The organism is Bradyrhizobium sp. USDA 241 (assembly GCF_049739505.1).
In the GTDB taxonomy this organism is placed as follows: Bacteria; Pseudomonadota; Alphaproteobacteria; order Rhizobiales; family Xanthobacteraceae; genus Bradyrhizobium; species Bradyrhizobium liaoningense.
The window spans coordinates 1,892,798-1,911,839 of sequence record NZ_JBMGPZ010000004.1 but is presented as its reverse complement, the minus strand read 5'-3'; the positions used below and the strand labels follow the sequence as shown (position 1 = coordinate 1,911,839).

Below are 19,042 nucleotides of genomic sequence, written 5' to 3'. Positions count from 1 at the left end.
ATGACGCTCAAATTGCGCGGTGCTAGTACCCGGAATCAGAGCTGAGTGATACGGCGGCCTTTGAAACGGCGTTGACGGACCTTTTTCTTGGTCCAGACGAAGGGCTCGGCTCTGTCGTTGTATGCGTTGACGTAGGCATCGATGTGTTCCTGAAGCTGCTTGAGGCTCGTGAAGGAGGTGCCGCTGAGCGACTGCCCCTGCAAGATGGAAAACCATACTTCGACCTGATTGAGCCATGACGCACTTGTCGGCGTGAAATGAAATTGCACGTTGGGGTGGGCCTTGAGCCAGTCCTCAGAGCTGGCCCCGGTTGTTTGGACAGCGCCCCGCTGGATTTAAGTGGATTCCTGCCGGGTTATGCTGAACGCGGGGCTTTACGGTTTTGTCGTTGCGTCGGGAGGGCGTAGCCCGACCAGAGCGACGACAAAACCGTCGGCGACGGTCATGCGGCCATCACCATAGCTTGCGTGCCGAAGTAAGCCTCGTCGGGCGTGCGCCCGTCAAGGCTCGAGTGAGGGCGTCCCTGATTGTAGAAGGCCAGATACTTGGCAATTGACGCTCGCGCCTCGGACACGCTGTCGTAGGCGCGGAGATATACTTCTTCGTATTTGACCGTGCGCCAGAGCCGCTCGACAAACACGTTGTCGCGCCAGGCGCCCTTGCCGTCCATGCTGATGGCGATCTTCGCGTCCAGCAGCACATCGGTGAACTCGAGGCTGGTGAACTGGCTGCCCTGATCCGTGTTGAAAATCTCGGGCCTGCCGTGCTTCGCCAACGCCTCCTGGACCGCTTCGACGCAGAAGGCCGCCTCCATTGTGATCGAGACGCGATGGGCCAGGACCCGTCGGCTGAACACATCGACGACCGCCGCGAGATAGACGAAGCCACGCCGCATCGGAATGTAGGTGATGTCCATTGCCCACGCATGGTCGGGCCGCTCGATCTTCAATCCGCGCAACAGGTACGGGTAGATCTTGTGACCCGGAGCCGGCTTGCTCGTGTTCGGGCGACGATAGACCGCCTCGATCCCCATGCGCTTCATCAGCGTCGCGATGTGGCGGCGACCGGCGTATACGCCCTCCCGCCGCAGCAACGATCGCAGCATACGCGCTCCCGCGAAGGGATAATCGAGATGCAGCTCATCGAGCCGACGCATCAAGGCAAGGTCCTCGGCCGAAACTGGCCGAGGTTCATAGTAGACCGTGCTGCGAGCCAGCTTCAGGACCTTCGCCTGGCGCACGATAGAAAGATCATGACCGCGGTCGATCATCGCTTTGCGCTCAGCAGGCCCGCCTTGGTGAGCGCGCCGGACAAAAAATCGTTTTCCAACGCCAGCTCGCCGATCTTGGCATGTAACGCCTTCAAATCGACCGGCGTCTCGGCCGATGTCTTGTCATGCCCAAACACGCCGGCGGCGCCTTCCAGGAGCTGGTTTTTCCAGATCGTGATCTGGTTCGGATGAACATCAAACAGCTGCGCCAGCTCCGCCAGTGTCTTGTCGCCTTTGACCGCAGCCAAAGCAACCTTCGCCTTGAATGCCGGAGAATGCGTCCGGCGGCTCTTCTTCGTCATCTTCGCTCCTGATTCGCAGCAAGAATCCTCGCCGCTGTCAGGCAGAAAATCCACTCAAGCTACTGTCCGAATTTGCGGGGCCAGCTCTCTCGTTCTTTTTATGGGTGTTGAGGTTGTCGAGGATGACGTGAAGCTTGCGGTTCGGAAAAGCCGCGGTGACGCTGTTCATGAAATCGAGAAACTCGACGCGGCGCCGGCGTTTTGAATGGGTCGCGATGATCTTTCCGGTGGCGACTTCGAGCGCCGCAAACAATGTTGTGGTGCCATGCCGCTTGTAATCGTGGCTTTGGCCGGTCAAGGCGCGGCCATTGGGCAACTTCAGATAACCCTGCGCTCGCTCCAAAGCCTGGATCGAGGGCTTCTCGTCCACGCACAGCACAATGGCCTTCGCCGGCGGCGCGACATAGAGGCCGACAACATCGGCGGCTTTGGCCGTAAAGTTCGGGTCGTTGCTCTCGCACCAGGACTTGCGAGCCACCAGGTCAATCTTGTGGCTGCGCAGGAACCGCCAGACATATTGGACATCGACATCGCCCAGCGCCTCGGCCAGCAGGGGGCCGGTCCAGCGCGCAAACCCTTGCGGTGGCGGCTTATCCAGCAGCTTCAGAATCCGCTTGTCGGTCGTCTTCGTATAGATCGGCTGCTTGCCAGGCCGCGGCTTGTCTTGCAGCCCTTCAAGGCCATGGTCGGCATAGCGATGCCGCCAAAGGCTGACAATCCGCGGCTGGACCCCAACTTCCTTGGCGATCGACCGGGTGCTGCGCCCATCCGCCGCCAACAGAACTATCCGCGCCCGCTTCAAATCGCGCTGCAACGTCACCGGTGAGCGACAGCACGCCTCAAGCACCTTGCGATCTTTCCTCGAAAGGTGGACTTCTCTTGCTTCGGGTATCATCCCGACCTTGAATCACGACTCACGTTCCAAGAAAAGTGGGTACTAGCGCCTAGACTCAAGTTTTCTCGGCGACGACGACGAGGCCACGCACCGGCTCGTTGTTCTCGATGCGCGGCGAGGCCAGCTCCAGTGTCAGCAGCTCGAGGCCGGCCTTGGCAATCGCGTCGCGGACATATTCCGCGGAGTGGGCATAGCGCAGGCCTTCGCCGAGCACGATGCCGCCGCCGTCATGAGTCTCCAGCGTGAAGGCGAGCACGCCGCCGGGCGCGAGTACGCGCCTGGCTTCGGTGAGCACCGGCGCGAGATCGGAGAGATACACGAAGGCGTCTGCGGCGACGACGAGATTTGCGCTCGCGTCCGCCTTGGTGCGCAAGCCTTCGATCATGTCGGCGATCTCGAGCTCGGCATACAGGTTGGTCGCGCGGGCCTCCTTGATCATGCCCGGTGACAGGTCGATGCCGATGAAGTGGTCGACCTGCTTGGCGAACGCGGCAGCCGCAAGCCCGGTGCCGCAGCCGAGATCGATGGTCCGCTTGAAGTAGGCGGGCTTCTTCGCCGCGCCGCGCGCGGCCAGCACCGCCTTGAAGATCAGGCTCGGGGCGCGATAGCCGAGATCGTTGATCAGCGTGTGCTCGAAGCGTGGCGCGTACTGGTCGAACAGCGTCTGCACGTAAGCCTTGGGCATCCCCGCCATCTGTGCGTCGCCGAGCCGCACCAGATGCAGACCGGCGCCGTGCCGGTCCGCGGGATCGCATCGGCGCGCTTCCCGAAAGGCAGTGATCGCCTTGTCGCGCTCGCCGAGCTGCCGACGGATTTCGCCGAGCGTGAACCAGGCGGAGGTGAAGTTCGGCGCAAGCTCGATCGCCTGCTCCAGGAGGTCCGCGGCCGCCGGCAGATCGCCCTTGAGCTGGAGGTCGCGCGCGAACTCGAAACGGCGGTCGGCCATGAGGTCGCCGGAGGACAGGAACAGGCGCAGAGGCATTGGGAACCGGGAACGAAGCGGTGATGACTCGAAGATGCAGTGACGCGACCTATATAGCAGGCATGCGTCCGCAAGACATCCTGCTGCCAACTGCTGCCGGCCTGTGCTGCAAGCCCGGCGGCTTTCATATCGATCCTGTCCGGCCGGTCGAGCGCGCCGTGATCACCCACGGCCATTCTGACCATGCCCGTGCTGGCCATGGCGCAGTGCTGGCGACACAGGAAACGCTCGACATGATGAGGCTGCGTTATGGCGAAAACTTTGCCGGCTCGACGCAAGCCATCCGCTATGGCGAAGAGATCCGGCTCGGCGACGTCCGCGTCAAATTTCACCCGGCCGGCCATGTGCTGGGCTCGGCGCAGGTCGCGGTGACGTGCCAGGACACCTGCATCGTCGCCTCCGGCGACTACAAGGACGCGGCCGACCCGACCTGCACGCCATTCGAGCTGGTGCCCTGCGACGTCTTCATCACCGAGGCCACTTTTGGCTTGCCGGTGTTCCGGCATGGCGATGCCGCCGACGAGGTCAAGAAGCTGCTGGCCTCCGTCGCGCTATTTCCGGAGCGCGCGCATCTGGTTGGCGCCTATTCGCTCGGCAAGGCGCAGCGCGTGATCGCGCTGCTGCGGCAGGCCGGCTATGACGCGCCGATCTACCTGCATGGTGCCATGGAGAAGATCACGCACTACTACCAGAGCCGCGGGATCGCGCTCGGCGAGCTGAGGCCGGTGAAGGGCGTGAAGAAGGCGGCGCTTGCCGGCACCATCACACTGGCGCCGCCCTCGGCGACTTCAGATCTCTGGACGCGGCGCTTTCCCGATCCCGTCACCGCCTTCGCGTCAGGGTGGATGCGCGTGCGCGCCCGGGCGCGGCAGCGCGGCGTGGAATTGCCGCTGGTGATCTCCGACCACGCCGATTGGGACGGCCTTACCTCTACGATCGGCGCGACCGGCGCGGGCGAGATCTGGGTCACTCACGGCCAGGAAGATGCGCTGGTGCATTGGTGCCAGAGCAACGGCCTGAAAGCGCGGCCGCTTGATCTCGTCGGCTATGGCGACGAGGAGGAGAGCGAGACGCCGATTCCAGACGAGGCCGAGGCATGAACCGCTTCGCCGAACTGCTCGACCGCCTCGCTTACGAGCCCGGCCGCAACAACAAGCTGCGGCTGATCACCGGCTATTTCCGCGAGGTCGGCGATCCCGACCGCGGCTATGCGCTGGCCGCGCTGACCGGCGCGCTCAGCTTCAAGCATGCCAAGCCCGCGCTGATCCGCGATCTCATCGCGGCGCGCACCGACCCGGTGCTGTTCGGGCTCTCCTATGATTATGTCGGCGACCTCTCGGAGACGGTGGCGCTGATGTGGCCGAAGGCCGCGCTGACCGCCCACAATAATCCGCCACCGCCATCCCTCACCGAAGTCGTCACCACGCTGCGCACGCTCGGAAAGACCGAGTTGCCGAAGCAGCTCGAGCGCTGGCTTGACGAGCTGGATGAGACCGGCCGCTGGGCGCTGCTGAAGCTCGTCACGGGCGCGCTGCGCATCGGCATCTCCGCGCGCCTCGCCAAGACCGCGGCCGCCGCACTCGGCGACAAGGACCCGCATGAGGTCGAGCTGATCTGGCCGGGCCTTTCGCCGCCCTATCTCGACCTGTTCGCCTGGCTGGAGGGACGCGCCGAAAAGCCCGTCAATCGCGATCCCGCGCCGTTCCGGCCCGTGATGCTGGCGCATGCGATCGAGGACACGGATTTCGCCGCGCTCGATCCCGCCGACTACATCGCCGAATGGAAATGGGACGGCATCCGCGTGCAGGCGGTGGCAGGGCGCGACGATCGCGGCCACATCACGGCGCGGCTCTATTCGCGCACCGGCGAGGACATCACCGGCAGCTTTCCGGATCTCGTGCCGTCGCTGCGCCTGCCCGGCGCCATCGACGGCGAGCTCCTGATCCTGCGCGAGGGCCGCGTGCAGAGTTTCAACGTCCTGCAGCAGCGCCTCAACCGCAAGGTCGTCTCGCCGAAGCTGATCAAGGAGTTTCCGATCCACCTTCGCGCCTACGATCTGCTTGGCGACGACGAGAACGATCTGCGCGAACTGCCTTTTGCCGAGCGACGCGAACAGCTGGAGAGATTCGTCGGGAAGCTCGACGATCCCCGGATCGACCTGTCGCCTACCGTCCCTTTCACAAGCTGGGACGCGCTGACCGCCGCGCGCGCCGATCCGGCGAGCGCAGGTGCCGGCGAGGATGCGGACGCCGTCGAGGGCGTGATGCTGAAGCGGCGCGATGCGCCCTATCTGCCCGGGCGGCCGAAGGGCCAATGATGGAAGTGGAAGCGCGACCCGCACATCATCGATGCCGTGCTGATGTATGCCCAGCGCGGCCACGGCAAGCGTTCGTCCTATTATTCCGACTACACTTTTGGCGTCTGGACCGAGCGCGATGGCGGCGACGAACTGGTGCCGGTCGGCAAGGCCTATTTCGGCTTCACCGACGAGGAGTTGCTCCAGATCGACCGCTTCGTCCGCCGCAACACCACGGAGAAGTTCGGCCCCGTGCGTCATGTCGTGCACGAGGGCGACAAGGGGCTCGTGCTGGAGGTCGCGTTCGAGGGTCTGCAACGTTCGCCGCGACACAAGTCCGGCGTCGCCATGCGCTTTCCCCGCATCAGCCGCTTGCGCTGGGACAAGCCGCCGCGCGAGGCCGACCGGCTGGAAACGCTGGAGAAGATGCTGAAAGCGGAAGCGGCGGAGATTGAAGCATGAACTGTCGCCGCGAAGCCAGTGCGCTCCCTCTCCCGCTTGCGGCAGAGGGTCGGGGAGAGGGTGCCTCCGCATCGGGATTCCCCCAAGAGGCAGAGCCCTCACCCGGCGCTCAGAGCTGGCCCCGCAAATTCGGACAGTAGCTTGAGTGGATTTTCTGCCTGACAGCGGCGAGGATTCTTGCTGCGAATCAGGAGCGAAGATGACGAAGAAGAGCCGCCGGACGCATTCTCCGGCATTCAAGGCGAAGGTTGCTTTGGCTGCGGTCAAAGGCGACAAGACACTGGCGGAGCTGGCGCAACTGTTTGATGTTCATCCGAACCAGATCACGATCTGGAAAAACCAGCTCCTGGAAGGCGCCGCCGGCGTGTTTGGGCATGACAAGACATCGGCCGAGACGCCGGTCGATTTGAAGGCGTTACATGCCAAGATCGGCGAGCTGGCGTTGGAAAACGATTTTTTGTCCGGCGCGCTCACCAAGGCGGGCCTGCTGAGCGCAAAGCGATGATCGACCGCGATCATGATCTTTCTATCGTGCGCCAGGCGAAGGTCCTGAAGCTGGCTCGCAGCACGGTCTACTATGAACCTCGGCCAGTTTCGGCCGAGGACCTTGCCTTGATGCGTCGGCTCGATGAGCTGCATCTCGATTATCCCTTCGCGGGAGCGCGTATGCTGCGATCGTTGCTGCGGCGGGAGGGCGTATACGCCGGTCGCCGCCACATCGCGACGCTGATGAAGCGCATGGGGATCGAGGCGGTCTATCGTCGCCCGAACACGAGCAAGCCGGCTCCGGGTCACAAGATCTACCCGTACCTGTTGCGCGGATTGAAGATCGAGCGGCCCGACCATGCGTGGGCAATGGACATCACCTACATTCCGATGCGGCGTGGCTTCGTCTATCTCGCGGCGGTCGTCGATGTGTTCAGCCGACGGGTCCTGGCCCATCGCGTCTCGATCACAATGGAGGCGGCCTTCTGCGTCGAAGCGGTCCAGGAGGCGTTGGCGAAGCACGGCAGGCCCGAGATTTTCAACACGGATCAGGGCAGCCAGTTCACCAGCCTCGAGTTCACCGATGTGCTGCTGGACGCGAAGATCGCCATCAGCATGGACGGCAAGGGCGCCTGGCGCGACAACGTGTTTGTCGAGCGGCTCTGGCGCACGGTCAAATACGAAGAAGTATATCTCCGCGCCTACGACAGCGTGTCCGAGGCGCGAGCGTCAATTGCCAAGTATCTGGCCTTCTACAATCAGGGACGCCCTCACTCGAGCCTTGACGGGCGCACGCCCGACGAGGCTTACTTCGGCACGCAAGCTATGGTGATGGCCGCATGACCGTCGCCGACGGTTTTGTCGTCGCTCTGGTCGGGCTACGCCCTCCCGACGCAACGACAAAACCGTAAAGCCCCGCGTTCAGCATAACCCGGCAGGAATCCACTTAAATCCAGCGGGGCGCTGTCCAAACAACCGGGGCCAGCTCTCTCCGCGCCGACCTCTCCCGCAAGCAGGAGAGGTTGCAGCCAACCCGTGGCGCGCGCTCGCCCGAATTAAAGTGCGGTAAGCTGATTGACGCCTCGTTGCGGGTTCCCCATGTGCCTCGCCGTGCCCTATAATGGGGTCGAATCCCCTGAGGAGTTTGCGATGGTCCAAGACGTCAGAGATTTGCCGGCCGGCCGCAGCGACGGCCTGCACCGCTTTCTCGGCGGCTCCCCGCTGGCGGTCGCGTTTCGCCTGGTCCTGCTCTCGATCCTGGTCGGCGTCGTGCTGGCCGCGATCGGCTTCGACCCCTGGAACATCATCACCAGCATTCGTCTCCTGTTCCAGCGTCTCTGGGATCTCGGCTTCGATGCCGTGAACTGGCTGTGGCGCTACTTCCTGCTCGGCGCCGTCATCGTCATCCCGATCTGGCTGCTCTCGCGCGTCTTCGGCGCGCCGCGCGGCCGGTGAGATTTTGAAGGCTCGCTGCCGATGCAATTGCGCTTTGTCGGCTGCGGCGATGCTTTCGGCTCCGGCGGCAGGCTCAACACCTGCTTCCACGTCTCCGGGCGCGAGGCCAACTTCCTGATCGATTGCGGCGCGTCGGCACTGCCGGCGCTGAAGCGGCTCGAGATCGACTGCAACGAGATCGATCTGATCCTGATCACGCATTTCCACGGCGACCATTTTGGCGGGCTACCGTTTGTCCTGCTCGACGCGCAATTCTCGCGGCGGACGCGGCCGTTGACGATCGCGGGTCCGAAAGGCATCGCGGCGCGGCTCGCCCAGCTGATGGAAGCGCTGTTCGAGCATTCCTCAAGCACCCAACCGCGGTTCGAGCTGAACGTGATCGAACTCGCCCCCGAGCAAGGCCGAAGCTTCGGCGCGGTGACGGTGACACCCTATCCGGTCGTGCACGGCGAATCCGGCGGGCCTTTCCTGGCTTATCGCGTCGAGGCCGAGGGCCGCACGCTCGCCTACAGCGCCGATACCGAATGGACGGAGACGCTCATTCCGCTGGCGCATGGCGCAGACCTTTTCATCGCGGAAGCCTACATGTACGAGAAGGTGGTCAAGAACCATCTCAGCCTGAAGACCTTGGAACAGCACCTGCCCGCGATCGGCGCCAAGCGGCTCGTCCTCACCCATATGAGCGAGGACATGCTGTCGCGTCTGGGCGAAGTGCCGCATCTCGCTGCAGAGGACGGCATGGTGCTCGTGTTCTGACATGCACGCACCGGTTCATCCCAGGATCAGCTCCCGACAGGTGTTCTCCATCGCGGGACCGGCGATGGTCGCGAACCTGACCACGCCGCTGATCGGCGTGGTCTCGACCACCGCGATCGGACGGCTCGACGATGCCGCGCTGCTCGGCGGCGTCGCGATGGCCTCCGTCATCTTCGACTGCCTGTTCTGGCTGTTCGGCTTCCTGCGCATGAGCACGCTCGCCTTCACCGCACAGGCGCAGGGCGCCGGCGAGACGCGCGAGCAGACCGCGATCCTGGTGCGCGGCTTCATCGTTGCCGGCCTGATCGGCACCGGCCTGATCGCGCTGCAACTGCCGCTGACCTCGGTGCTGTTCGACCTGATGGGCGGCAGCGAAGGCGTGACGCGCGCGGCGAAAACCTATTTCATGATCCGGATCTGGTCATCGCCATTCGCCTTCGCCAATTACGTCGTGCTCGGCTGGCTGGTCGGGCAGGCCCGCGCCAATCCCGCCCTTGCGCTCCAGGTCGTCATCAACCTCATCAACATGGTGGCGACGATCCTGCTGGTGCTTGTCTACGACACCGGCATTGCCGGCGCGGCAATCGCAGCGCTGCTCTCGGAGACCATCGGCTTCGTGCTCGGCGTGATCGTGTGCCGGCGCTATGCGGACGGAGGCTTCCGGGTGCCCCGCGCAACGCTGTTCAACCGCGCAAAGCTGATGCGTCTGCTGGCGGTGAACTCCGACATCATGATCCGCACGGCGGCGCTGATCGCCGTGTTCCTGTTCTTCACCGCCAAGGGCGCGCGCGCCGGCGACGTCACGCTGGCGGCGAACTCCGTGCTCAACAATTTCCTCCTGGTCAGCGCCTTCTTCCTCGACGGCCTCGCCAACGCAGCCCAGCAGCTCTGCGGCCGCAGCTTTGGCGCGCGCGACGCCAGGGGATTTGCGGATTCGACCAAGCTGGTGCTGCTCTGGGGCCTCGGCTTCGCGCTGGTCGTCGCCGTGCTGTTCGCGCTGTTCGGCCCCAACCTGATCAATGTCATGACGGCCAGTGAGGACGTTCGCCGCGCCGCGCGCGAATTCCTGCCGTTCATCGTGCTTGCGCCGATCCCCGGTGTGTTCGCCTTCGGCTTCGACGGCATCTATGTCGGCGCGACCTGGGCGCGCGAGATGCGCAATCTGATGCTGGCTTCGCTCGCGATCTTTTTCGGCGTCTGGCTGGCGCTGCAATCGTTCGGCAATGCCGGATTGTGGTGCGCGCTGATCGCGTTCTACGTCGCCCGCGGCGGCTTGCAGGGTGCGCGCTATCCGGCGCTGTATCGGGCGACGTTCGCGAAATCGTAGACGGAGCGCAGCGAGGAAATGTTCGTGTCCCGGACGCGCTGCAGCGTGAAACGCTGCTGCGCAGAGCCGGGACCCAGAGCGTCGCCACATGGGCCCCGGCTCTGCAGCGCGCCACGCCGAACTCGGCGCGCTGCGCTGCGTCCGGGGCACGGAGAGGCCGTCACATCCCCGGCCAGTCTTCCGCCGTGAGCGTTGCCGCATCAGCACCGACGATATCGGAGAGCGAATCCCGCCCCGTGCGGAGCAGCGTCGAGGTCAGGTCGCGCTTGATCTCGTCGACGAGGCCGAGACCCTTGTAGACCAGCGACGAATAGAGCTGGATCAGGCTGGCGCCGGCGCGGATCTTCGTCAGCGCGGCGCCGCCCGAGTCCACGCCGCCGACGCCGATCAGCGGGAACGCGCCCTCGACGCGCACATAGGTTTCGGCGACCATGCGCGTCGACAGGCGAAACAGCGGTCGGCCGGACAGGCCGCCTTGCTCCTTCGCCCGCACCTGCTCGCGCAACGTGCTCGGCCGCGCGATCGTGGTGTTCGACACGATCATGCCGTCGACCCGGCGCGAACGCGCGACCTGCACGATGTCGTCGAGCTGGGCAAGGCTCAAATCCGGCGCGATCTTGAGCAGCACCGGCGTGTCGCCCGCCTTCTGGCGCACCCGCTCGCGGGCGTCGATCACGTGTGCGAGGAGATCGTCGAGCAGCGCGCCTTCCTGCAGATTGCGCAGGCCGGGCGTGTTCGGCGAGGAGACGTTGACGGTGAAATAGCTCGCCACCGGCGCAAAGGTCTCGATCAGCTTGACGTAGTCGGCGACACGGTCCGGCGAATCCTTGTTGGCGCCGACATTGACGCCGACGATGCCGCCGTGCTGCGCACGCGCTGCAAGCCGGCGCAATGCAACCTCCGCACCGTCATTGTTGAAGCCCATGCGGTTGATGATCGCCTCGTCGCGCTCGAGCCGGAACAGCCGCGGCCGCGGATTGCCTTCTTGCGGCTTCGGCGTCACCGAACCGATCTCGACGAAGCCGAAGCCGAGTCGCAGCAGCGCGTCCGGAACCTCGGCGCTCTTGTCGAAGCCCGCGGCCATGCCGATCGGATTGGGAAAGTTCAGCCCGAAGGCGCGCACCGCGAGCTTGGGATCATCGGCACGCGGCTTGGCCGGCGGCAGGAAGCGCAGGCCCTGGATCGCGAGGCGATGCGCATCTTCGGGGTCGAGCCAGCGCAGCACCGGCAGCGAAAAGGCGTCGAACGCGCGGATCACGGCAGCAGCTCCGGAACATCGTGACCGCCGTCGGAGCGCATGTTGAGGTTGATCACCGCGATCACCGCGCCGAGATCGAGCTCGCCATAGAGATGCGGAAACAGATCGTCGTTGCGCGACCGCTCCCAGCGCAGCTCGCTGCCGAGCACGTCGCCGTCGACCTCGACCAGGAACAGCGCACGCTGTCCGAAATAGTGCTTGCGCAGGGTCTCGGGAACCTGGGCAGCGGTCGAGAAATGGATGAATCCGTCGCGCGCGTCATCCGCGCTGCCCCGGTAGACACCCTGCCGTTCCGCCTCGCGCCAGGCCGAGGCCGGACAGATTTTGTAGATCTTGACCACCGCTTCCGCAGCCTTGTTTGTTCTTTGAGTTCTTTGGGTTTTTTCGTGTCTCACGGGTCCGCAAAACCCGGACGCGACCGTAAAGGCCGTCCCTTCCGAACTCAAGACCTAGAGTCTTTTCCGGTCCGATGAAATCGGAACGGGGCTCTGGATTCTTGTTTTGACGCGTTTTCGTGACGCGAAGCGGTACCACTTCGCCACCTCTTGCGCGAAAAACGGAAAACCGGTTGATTTGAGGATAGTTTTCCTGAGTTGCGACGGGCTGGACCTTCCATGGTCAGACAAGCCAAAGCGCAGAGGATGCTGACCCACGACCAGATCTGGGCCGCGCTGGATCGGCTGGCGGCGCGCGCCGGGTTGTCACCGTCCGGGCTTGCCAAGCGTGCCGGGCTCGACCCCACCACCTTCAACAGGTCCAAGCGCGTCACCGCCGACGGCCGTGAGCGCTGGCCCTCGACCGAATCGATCGCAAAGGCGCTGGCCGCGGCCGGCGCCTCGATCGACAGCTTTGCGAAGTTGATTGACAATGACGGCGCGCGCGACGGGCGCTCGGTGCCGCTGCTCGGCTTCGCGCAGGCCGGGCTGAGCGGCGCCTTCGACGAGGCCGGCCTTCCATCCGGCAGGGGCAGGACCGAGATCGCGCTTCCTACCACCGAGGACGGCCAAACCTTTGCGCTGGAGATTTCCGGCGATGCACATGCACCCGTCTATCGCGACGGCGACATCGTCCTGGTCTCGCCCGGCGCGCCGATCCGCAAAGGCGATCGCGTGGTGGTGAGGAGCAAAGCGGGTGAGGTGACGGTCGCGACGCTGAAGCGCCGCACTGCAAAGGCGCTGGAGCTTCAGCCGCTCGATGGGACACAGGCCGAACGCGCAATGGCGGCGAGCGATGTGGCGTGGATTGCGCGGATCCTGTGGGCAAGCCAGTGATTACCTTCCGTCGGCATGGTGCCAGGTGCGGTGACACCACCGCGCCGCGGTCCGCAGCGAGCGACCTTGCGACTCACCGCTCCTCTTGCATAGGCTGCAGCGGATATTGTCGATCCAGTTTGTCTTTGGGGGAATAAGGATGAATCGCCGTCACGCATTGAAGGCCCTGGCGGGTCTTGCGCTATGTCCGCTCTGCAAGCCGGCCTTCGCGGCCGAAGGCACGCATTGGAGCTACGAGGGCGCCGGCGGGCCGGCCAAATGGGGCGATCTCGATGCGGCCAACAAGGCCTGCGCGGTCGGCCTGCAACAGTCGCCGATCGACATCGAGGCGACGATCAAGTCGCAATTGCCCCCGTGGGTCGGTCAAAATCCCCCGGGTATGGTCACTTGAAACTCCCCCACCTGATGATCGCCGTCAGCGCCGCTGAACAGCAGTAGCCGGTCAGGCAGGACGTTTATGTTCGACCCCTTTAGCCAGCAAGGGGCCGGGGAGTTGAACGTCTTGAAGCGACATCTGCAAAGCACCGTACTTACATTACTTGATCGCAACACCAGCCAGCGCGAGATTCACCGGCTGACGGGTGTCGATCGCAAGACGATCCGGCGTTATCAGGCGCTGCGGGCCGGTGCGGAGGCAAATTCCCCCGGGGAAGTGACCACCGGCTCGGTGAGCGCGGACGGCCAAATTCCTCCACCCCGACCACCGGCTTTTGGGACATCGGAAGCGACGGTCACCAGCAGCCTGGCCCGTTCGGCTTGCGAAGCGCATCGGACGTGGATCGAAGAACAGGTCCGGCTGAAGCGGAACGCGCAGGCGATTTACCAGGACCTGGTTGATCAATTTGGCTTTCCGTCCAGCTACCAGAGTGTCAAGCGGTTTGTGCGCCGGTTGCGGCACGCTGATCCTGAGCAGTTTGATCGTCTTGAGTTCCTCCCCGGCGAGGAAGCTCAGGTCGACTATGGCGAGGGCGCGCCGACGGTTGATCCGAAGAGCGGGCGGTACCGTCGTCCCCGCCTGTTCGTGATGACGCTACGCTACTCGCGGCGCAGCTTCCGGCGGGTAGTCTGGAAGTCCAGCCAACAAGTCTGGGCGCAGCTCCACGAAGAGGCGTTCCGGTATTTTGGCGGGGTCCCCAGCTATGTCGTGCTCGACAACCTGAAGGAAGGCGTCCTCAAGCCGGATTTGTACGAGCCCCAGCTCAACCCGATTTACAGCGCGATGCTGGCTCATTACGCCGTGGTCGCCGATCCCGCGCGCGTGGCCGATCCAAATCGGAAAGGATGCGTCGAGAATGCGATTCAACATACCCAGGGCACTGCGCTGGCCGGACGGCGCTTCGAGACGCTGGAGGCGCAAAACGAGTTCTTGAGGCACTGGGAGGAGAACTGGGCTTCCAAACGCATCCACGGCAGCACGCGCCGTCAGGTCGAGGCGATGTTCCAGGAAGAGAAGCCGCACCTGCGGCCGCTGCCTGTCGCTCCCTTCCGCATCTTCACCGAAGTCGTCCGGACTGTCTGCGACGACACCACCGTACGCGTCGACAACAGCTATTACGCCGCGCGGCCCGCGCCGATCGGCAGCCAGGTCGTCGTGCGCATCTACACCACCACGATCGAGATCCGTGATCGCCACACCCGTGCGCTGCTGCGTGTTCATTCGTAAACGGTACGAGAGGCCCACGGAGCCACGGACTTGGTGCGGACGGCCTACGCACCGCGCTTGAAGCGTATAGGCATCCAGAACTGCCGGAGGGCCTCGACGGTTGCTGGAATGTTGCGCCAGGCGTTTTGGATGATGGGCTGCGTTCCCAGCGTGCGCCGGGCCGGGGGTAGCAAGGGTCGACCGGCGTCGTCGATGCAATGGACCAAGATCGGCCGCAGCATAAGGTGTTCGGTTCCATTCGGGGGGAGAAGCCGCGACCAGACGAGAAGCCGAAGCTTCATGACGGCGTAGAAGCCCATGCACCAGGGCTGCGGGTCGACTTCGCCGTCCGGTGATCGCACGAACAGCGGCTCGAAGCTCTCCGGTCTCGTCGACAGCGTCTCGCTGATAGCGTTGTGGCGCATCAGCGTGGCGGCGATTGCCGAGAACTCCTCGGTGTCGTGATTGAAGGCGTCGGGATCTACGCCGAGGAGCGGGCACACCCATTCCTCGGACGCCATCGAGACCGGCCCGGCGACGACCGCGGCCACCGCGCCATCGAGCATGGAGAGCGACGTCGCCCGCGGATGCCGAAGCGTCGGCGACCTGGCGCGCTTGCTGATCCATTGCCCGAGCCGTTCGAACGACATGGCATAGTCCGCCATCGTCGTCTTGCGTGCTTTTCGCGTTCCCCGCCCTTGCTTCGGCTTCGTCATGCCACGGCCCGCTTTTCGGCTTCGCGTGCGGCCTTCCAGTTCCAGGCCAGAAGTTCGTGAAGCTGGTTGGTCTTCGTGGCGCCGCTCACCATGCGATCGAGAACGTCGACGAGATACGCCTCGGGGTCGAGGCCATTCAATTTCGCTGTGTTAAGAAGCGAAGCGAGTATCGCCCAGGTCTCGCCCCCGCCTTCGTCACCACTGAACAACGAGTTCTTTTTTCCGATCGCAATTGGCCTGATCGATCGTTCGACCGTGTTGGTGTCCGGCTCGAGCCGCCCGTCATCCAGGAACGTCGTCAGGCCCTGCCAGCGTTCGAGCATGTAGTCGATCGCCTTGATGAGCGTCGAGCGGCGGGAGATCCCGTCCTTCACCGCGATCAGACGGGCCCTCAACGCCTCCATCAGCGGCTTCGTCTCGGCCTGTCGCGTCGCGCGGCGTTCCCCAGCATCGAGACCGCGGATCCTCTCCTCGATCGCGTAGACGGCCGCAATGCGCTCGATGACCTCCGCGGCGAAGGGTGAGTTCGTCGTCTTGTGCACCCTCACGAAGTTGCGGCGCGCGTGAACGAGACAATACGCCAGCTGGATCTGGCCCGACATCATCGCATCGCCCGCCAGCGAGGCGTAGGCGGCATAGCCGTCGACTTGCAGCACGCCTTCGAAGCCGGCTAACTGCGCCACGATCTCCTTTTTGCCGCGACCACCTGCGAACACGTAGGCGACCGCCGGCGGCGCCGGCCCCTTCCACGCCCGATCGTCCGTCGCGTGCGCCCAGAACTGGCAGATCCTCGTGCGGCCGCGTCCCGGATCGAGCACTGGCATCGGCGTCTCGTCGCAGAACAGCCGCTCGAAGCCGTGCATAGTCTTCAGTTGCAGATCGTAGAGGCCCCTGACCAGCCACGCCGCGCTCCCCATCCAGCGCGCCAGCGTCTGACGGTCGACGACGACACCCTGACCCGCCAGGATCTGCGTCTGGCGATAGAGCGTCGATTGCCAGGCATATTTGGCCGCGGCGATATGCGCGATCAGCGCCGTCGTTGCCATGCCGCCCTCGACGAGCCGCGCCGGTGCCGGGGCCTGGACAATCGGGCCCTCACAGGAGCGGCAGGCGTATTTTGGACGGATCGTGCGGAGCACGCGCAGCCACGCGGGAACCCGATCGAGCGCTTCGCTGCTCTCCTCGCCGATCCGATGCATCTGACCCGTGCAGCACGGGCACAGCGTGGACGCCGGCTCGATCACCCGCTCGACCCGAGGCAGATGCGCCGGCAGCGCGCCGATGTTGCGCTTCGCTTTGCGCCGCTCCGGCCGCGGCGCGTCCGGTTTGTCGTCATTGGCCGGGAGCTGTGAGCCGGCGGTCCGTTCCAGATCAAACGCGATCTGTTCGGCGCAGACGATCGCCGCGCGCTCCGATCGTGCGCCGAAGATCAGGCTCTTCAACGTGGCGATCTCTGCGCGCAGATCATCGTTCTCGCCTTCGAAAGCCAGCACCATCTCGGCAAGAGCCGCAGGGTCAGAGGGGAGATCTTCGGGGCGAAGCGCCATATCGCAGAGCTACACGAACGCACTCGCAATCGCCAGCAAAACAAGACGCTTCAGGCAACCTTCGTCGGCCGCTTCGTCACCTTCGGGACCACACGCGACCACTCCGCAAGACCTTCAATCAGCATCGCCAGTTGCGCCCCCGTCACCGGCATCGTACCCTCGCGAACAGGTGGCCAGGCAAAGCCCCCATTCTCCAGCCACTTCGTCGCTAGAACCATTCCCGAGCCGTCAAAAACCAGTAGCTTCAAACGATCCGATCGCTTCGATCGGAAGACATAAACGTCACCGCTGTAGGGCTTGCCGCCTAATCCCTCCGCTACCAGCGCGACAAGGCCATGAACGCCTTTACGAAAGTCAATCGGCTGCGTCGCGACGAACACACGGACCATTGGACCGAAAGAGATCATCGCGTCGATCTCACCGCCGCCAGCACGCGCTCCAGCGTCGCGGCGTCGACGCCGACGGGCACGCGCACCGTCGCGCCCGCGATCATCACCTCGATCCGCTCGGCCGGATCCGTCAGAACATGCGCCTTATCGATCGCGTTCGGCTGCGCCTCGACGGCGGCCTGGAGCCTGACTTGCACGAACTGCGGCGCTTCGCTCGACGCGAGCCGCGCCTGGCGCCGCCACACACTGAGCAGTCCCCGGTTCACCCCGTTGCGTCGAGCCACCTCGGAAATGCTCGTCTCCGGATCGGCACTCTCGGCCACGATCCGCGCCTTCTCCGCATCGCTCCAACTGCGCCGTCGCCTCTCCCCTGTGATCACCTCGATCCGCTGATAGGAGGCGGCATCATGCCCGTCTTGATGTCTGTCTTGATGCATGGAACGAGCGTCCCTCGCGTTGTCAAATCCACGCGCGAGTAGAGCTCATCCCGTCCACCTAAACGAGGTGGGGTCGTCGTACCGCTATCGTTCATTCCCGGATGGCGCACCCCGGTTCTGTCGTCCTGCCGACCAGCGAACGGCCGTTCAACCCGTCGCGGCAAACCGCCGTGCTGCTGGCGAGCGCCGAGCGCATCGGACCGCAGACCAGGGCCTTGTGCCAGCAGGTGTTCGACACCGAAGGGCGCCCCGGACAGCGCGCGATGTGGGGCATTGTCGGGCTGGGCCGGAAGTATCCGGCGCGGCTGGTCGAGCAGGCCTGCGCGCACGCCATCGACAACCGCATCTATCGCTACAAGCACGTGCGTGCGACCGTCGAGCGGTTGTTCGAACAGGCGATCGAGCAGGTTGGAGTGACGCCACAGCCGGCATCGCCGCTCACCCAGGATCATCCGCTGATCCGTACCCCCGCGGAATACGGCGACCTCTTCAGCCGCGCTGTGCGGCGCGACGCCGACGACAATGGTCGGCAGGCCGAGGCTCACGACGATCACGCCACGGCAATCCGCGCTCGTGTCCCCTGCGCAACCCCGGCCAACTCCGGCGCCACGAGCGCTCCCGCTGCACCTTCTCACCTTAAACTGGAGACCTAGCCACATGATGACCATGCCGGAAATTGAGCGTTGCCTACGACAGCTGCGCCTGTCGGGTGTCCGCGACACGCTGCAGACGCGCGTGCTCCAGGCGCAGGGCGCCAACCAGCCCTTCCTCGAGACCTTCTCCCTTATCCTGCAGGATGAACTGGACCGTCGTCAGTCCCGTCTTATCGAGCGGCGATACCAGCAATCCGGGCTCGACGAAAAGCTGACGCTCGCCGAGTTCGACTGGTCCTTCAATCCCAAACTGCCACGTCAGACCTGCTTCCAGCTCCACACCCTGGCGTTCATTGCCGCTGGCGAGAACGCTCTGCTTGTTGGCAAACCTGGCACCGGGAAGTCGCACATCGCCAAGGCGATTGCCTATCAGGCGATCCTGCAAAGCCACAAGGTCCAGTATCTTGAGACCGACGACTTCTTCCACCGCTACGCCCTGAACTCTCCGGCACAACGCGAGGTCCGGCTGCGAACCATCATCGACTGCGATCTCCTCGTGCTGGACGATCTATTCCTCGCACGCGCCATCCCCGACGACGCCGGCACTTTGCTGCAGACCCTGATCCATCAGCGTTACAAACTGCGCCGCAGCGTCATCGTCACCTCCAATCGCGTCGTGCAGGATTGGGGGGCATACCTTGGGGACAACACTATGAGCACGACGATCCTCGATCGCCTTATGCATCATTGCCATCTGCTTGAGTTCGACGGACGCAGCTATCGGCTCAAAGAAGCCGCTGAAGCTCTTGCCCGGGAAACAAACTCAAACTAACAGTCCCTTGTCCTGCCTCGCGGGTGGAGGAATTTGACTGACCACACCCGGAGGAATTTGAAGTGACCCGCGGGGCTCGGACAATGAGTTTCGCAAGAGAATTGCGCGTTCTCTCCGAAACGAGAC

General features: G+C 64.2%; 15 protein-coding genes and 6 pseudogenes. 11 read left to right on the top strand and 10 right to left on the bottom strand.

The genetic code is table 11. The features are described 5' to 3' along the window. Nucleotides 1-35 precede the first annotated feature (35 nt). From ABIF91_RS18745 to ABIF91_RS18730, 4 genes and pseudogenes are all read right to left on the bottom strand, one after another. Nucleotides 36-311, bottom strand: a pseudogene (locus tag ABIF91_RS18745) (transposase); the annotation flags it as partial. 131 nt (nucleotides 312-442) lie between these two features. Continuing rightward, a protein-coding gene (locus ABIF91_RS18740; protein WP_086023025.1) for an IS3-like element ISRj2 family transposase occupies nucleotides 443-1,572 on the bottom strand; the annotation gives its coding sequence in 2 pieces (ribosomal slippage) (nucleotides 443-1,320 and nucleotides 1,320-1,572; 1,131 coding nt in all). Nucleotides 1,573-1,660: 88 nt separating this feature from the next. After that, nucleotides 1,661-2,467: pseudogene (locus ABIF91_RS18735) on the bottom strand (IS630-like element ISRj1 family transposase); the annotation flags it as partial. A gap of 55 nt (nucleotides 2,468-2,522) precedes the next feature. Continuing rightward, nucleotides 2,523-3,449, bottom strand: a complete 927-nt coding sequence (locus tag ABIF91_RS18730; RefSeq protein WP_028181542.1) for a class I SAM-dependent DNA methyltransferase — start codon at nucleotides 3,447-3,449, stop codon at nucleotides 2,523-2,525. 62 nt (nucleotides 3,450-3,511) lie between these two features. Between ABIF91_RS18730 and ABIF91_RS18725 the strand changes: the two genes are divergently transcribed. The 6 genes and pseudogenes from ABIF91_RS18725 to ABIF91_RS18700 all read left to right on the top strand — a co-directional run bounded on the left by ABIF91_RS18725 (nucleotide 3,512) and on the right by ABIF91_RS18700 (nucleotide 10,231). After that, the gene (locus tag ABIF91_RS18725) at nucleotides 3,512-4,549 is read left to right on the top strand and encodes a ligase-associated DNA damage response exonuclease (protein WP_028181543.1); all 1,038 of its coding nucleotides are present in this window, start codon (nucleotides 3,512-3,514) and stop codon (nucleotides 4,547-4,549) included. Continuing rightward, nucleotides 4,546-6,207, top strand: a pseudogene (locus ABIF91_RS18720) (ATP-dependent DNA ligase). The gene ABIF91_RS18725 and the pseudogene ABIF91_RS18720 overlap by 4 nt, the downstream one beginning before the upstream one ends. 199 nt (nucleotides 6,208-6,406) lie before the next feature. Then, nucleotides 6,407-7,536, top strand: a protein-coding gene (locus ABIF91_RS18715; RefSeq protein WP_129557670.1) for an IS3-like element ISRj2 family transposase whose coding sequence is annotated in 2 segments (ribosomal slippage) — nucleotides 6,407-6,659 and nucleotides 6,659-7,536 — 1,131 coding nt in all. Because the reading frame shifts where the segments join, the coding sequence is not laid out codon by codon here. Nucleotides 7,537-7,842: 306 nt separating this feature from the next. Then, nucleotides 7,843-8,148, top strand: a complete 306-nt coding sequence (locus ABIF91_RS18710; protein ID WP_028181545.1) for a DUF6460 domain-containing protein — start codon at nucleotides 7,843-7,845, stop codon at nucleotides 8,146-8,148. A 21-nt stretch (nucleotides 8,149-8,169) separates the two neighbouring features. Then, nucleotides 8,170-8,904, top strand: a complete 735-nt coding sequence (locus tag ABIF91_RS18705) for an MBL fold metallo-hydrolase (protein WP_028181546.1) — start codon at nucleotides 8,170-8,172, stop codon at nucleotides 8,902-8,904. 1 nt (nucleotide 8,905) lies between these two features. Beyond that, nucleotides 8,906-10,231, top strand: a complete 1,326-nt coding sequence (locus ABIF91_RS18700; RefSeq protein ID WP_028181547.1) for an MATE family efflux transporter — start codon at nucleotides 8,906-8,908, stop codon at nucleotides 10,229-10,231. Between the two features lie 160 nt (nucleotides 10,232-10,391). On the opposite strand, the gene ABIF91_RS18695 is transcribed toward ABIF91_RS18700, so the two are convergent. After that, nucleotides 10,392-11,489, bottom strand: coding sequence for a quinone-dependent dihydroorotate dehydrogenase (locus ABIF91_RS18695; RefSeq protein ID WP_028181548.1), 1,098 nt, complete (start codon nucleotides 11,487-11,489; stop codon nucleotides 10,392-10,394). Further along, nucleotides 11,486-11,830, bottom strand: a complete 345-nt coding sequence (locus tag ABIF91_RS18690; RefSeq protein ID WP_028181549.1) for a DUF952 domain-containing protein — start codon at nucleotides 11,828-11,830, stop codon at nucleotides 11,486-11,488. Before ABIF91_RS18690 ends, ABIF91_RS18695 begins: the two co-directional genes overlap by 4 nt. Nucleotides 11,831-12,103: 273 nt before the next feature. Between ABIF91_RS18690 and ABIF91_RS18685 the strand changes: the two genes are divergently transcribed. The 3 genes and pseudogenes from ABIF91_RS18685 to istA all read left to right on the top strand — a co-directional run. Continuing rightward, the gene (locus ABIF91_RS18685) at nucleotides 12,104-12,760 is read left to right on the top strand and encodes a S24 family peptidase (RefSeq protein WP_028181550.1); all 657 of its coding nucleotides are present in this window, start codon (nucleotides 12,104-12,106) and stop codon (nucleotides 12,758-12,760) included. A 139-nt stretch (nucleotides 12,761-12,899) separates the two neighbouring features. After that, nucleotides 12,900-13,112, top strand: a pseudogene (locus ABIF91_RS18680) (carbonate dehydratase); the annotation flags it as partial. Nucleotides 13,113-13,217: 105 nt separating this feature from the next. Beyond that, a pseudogene (gene istA / locus ABIF91_RS18675) lies at nucleotides 13,218-14,420 on the top strand (IS21-like element IS1631 family transposase); the annotation flags it as partial. Between the two features lie 47 nt (nucleotides 14,421-14,467). Here istA and ABIF91_RS18670 read toward each other — a convergent pair. From ABIF91_RS18670 to tnpA, 4 genes are read right to left on the bottom strand one after another with little or no spacing between them, the layout of a single operon-like run. Further along, complete coding sequence (locus tag ABIF91_RS18670; protein ID WP_063712394.1) at nucleotides 14,468-15,118, bottom strand: UPF0149 family protein; 651 nt, start codon at nucleotides 15,116-15,118, stop codon at nucleotides 14,468-14,470. Then, nucleotides 15,115-16,665 (bottom strand): IS66 family transposase, encoded by a 1,551-nt coding sequence (tnpC, locus tag ABIF91_RS18665; RefSeq protein WP_035681142.1) that lies wholly within the window; start codon nucleotides 16,663-16,665, stop codon nucleotides 15,115-15,117. Before tnpC ends, ABIF91_RS18670 begins: the two co-directional genes overlap by 4 nt. A gap of 50 nt (nucleotides 16,666-16,715) precedes the next feature. Then, nucleotides 16,716-17,072, bottom strand: a complete 357-nt coding sequence (gene tnpB / locus ABIF91_RS18660; RefSeq protein WP_018273742.1) for an IS66 family insertion sequence element accessory protein TnpB — start codon at nucleotides 17,070-17,072, stop codon at nucleotides 16,716-16,718. Continuing rightward, nucleotides 17,069-17,491 carry an IS66-like element accessory protein TnpA gene (tnpA, locus tag ABIF91_RS18655; RefSeq protein ID WP_424578819.1) on the bottom strand — a complete coding sequence of 141 codons (423 nt, stop codon included), beginning with the start codon at nucleotides 17,489-17,491 and terminating at the stop codon, nucleotides 17,069-17,071. Before tnpA ends, tnpB begins: the two co-directional genes overlap by 4 nt. A gap of 89 nt (nucleotides 17,492-17,580) precedes the next feature. Between tnpA and ABIF91_RS18650 the strand changes: the two are divergent. Together ABIF91_RS18650 and istB are read left to right on the top strand one after the other, a co-directional pair. After that, nucleotides 17,581-18,144, top strand: a pseudogene (locus ABIF91_RS18650) (IS21 family transposase); the annotation flags it as partial. Between the two features lie 4 nt (nucleotides 18,145-18,148). Further along, the gene (istB, locus tag ABIF91_RS18645) at nucleotides 18,149-18,916 is read left to right on the top strand and encodes an IS21-like element IS1631 family helper ATPase IstB (RefSeq protein ID WP_038952109.1); all 768 of its coding nucleotides are present in this window, start codon (nucleotides 18,149-18,151) and stop codon (nucleotides 18,914-18,916) included. The last annotated feature ends 126 nt before the right edge of the window (nucleotides 18,917-19,042 follow it).

What these genes read in the sequence shown, in the direction of transcription:
- ABIF91_RS18730 (WP_028181542.1), bottom strand. Translation starts at nt 3,449, where the DNA reads ATGCCTCTGCGCCTGTTCCTGTCCTCCGGCGACCTCATGGCCGACCGC.
- ABIF91_RS18725 (WP_028181543.1), top strand. Translation starts at nt 3,512, where the DNA reads ATGCGTCCGCAAGACATCCTGCTGCCAACTGCTGCCGGCCTGTGCTGC.
- ABIF91_RS18710 (WP_028181545.1), top strand. Translation starts at nt 7,843, where the DNA reads ATGGTCCAAGACGTCAGAGATTTGCCGGCCGGCCGCAGCGACGGCCTG.
- ABIF91_RS18705 (WP_028181546.1), top strand. Translation starts at nt 8,170, where the DNA reads ATGCAATTGCGCTTTGTCGGCTGCGGCGATGCTTTCGGCTCCGGCGGC.
- ABIF91_RS18700 (WP_028181547.1), top strand. Translation starts at nt 8,906, where the DNA reads ATGCACGCACCGGTTCATCCCAGGATCAGCTCCCGACAGGTGTTCTCC.
- ABIF91_RS18685 (WP_028181550.1), top strand. Translation starts at nt 12,104, where the DNA reads ATGGTCAGACAAGCCAAAGCGCAGAGGATGCTGACCCACGACCAGATC.
- ABIF91_RS18670 (WP_063712394.1), bottom strand. Translation starts at nt 15,118, where the DNA reads ATGACGAAGCCGAAGCAAGGGCGGGGAACGCGAAAAGCACGCAAGACG.
- tnpC (WP_035681142.1), bottom strand. Translation starts at nt 16,665, where the DNA reads ATGGCGCTTCGCCCCGAAGATCTCCCCTCTGACCCTGCGGCTCTTGCC.
- tnpB (WP_018273742.1), bottom strand. Translation starts at nt 17,072, where the DNA reads ATGATCTCTTTCGGTCCAATGGTCCGTGTGTTCGTCGCGACGCAGCCG.
- tnpA (WP_424578819.1), bottom strand. Translation starts at nt 17,491, where the DNA reads ATGCATCAAGACAGACATCAAGACGGGCATGATGCCGCCTCCTATCAG.
- istB (WP_038952109.1), top strand. Translation starts at nt 18,149, where the DNA reads ATGATGACCATGCCGGAAATTGAGCGTTGCCTACGACAGCTGCGCCTG.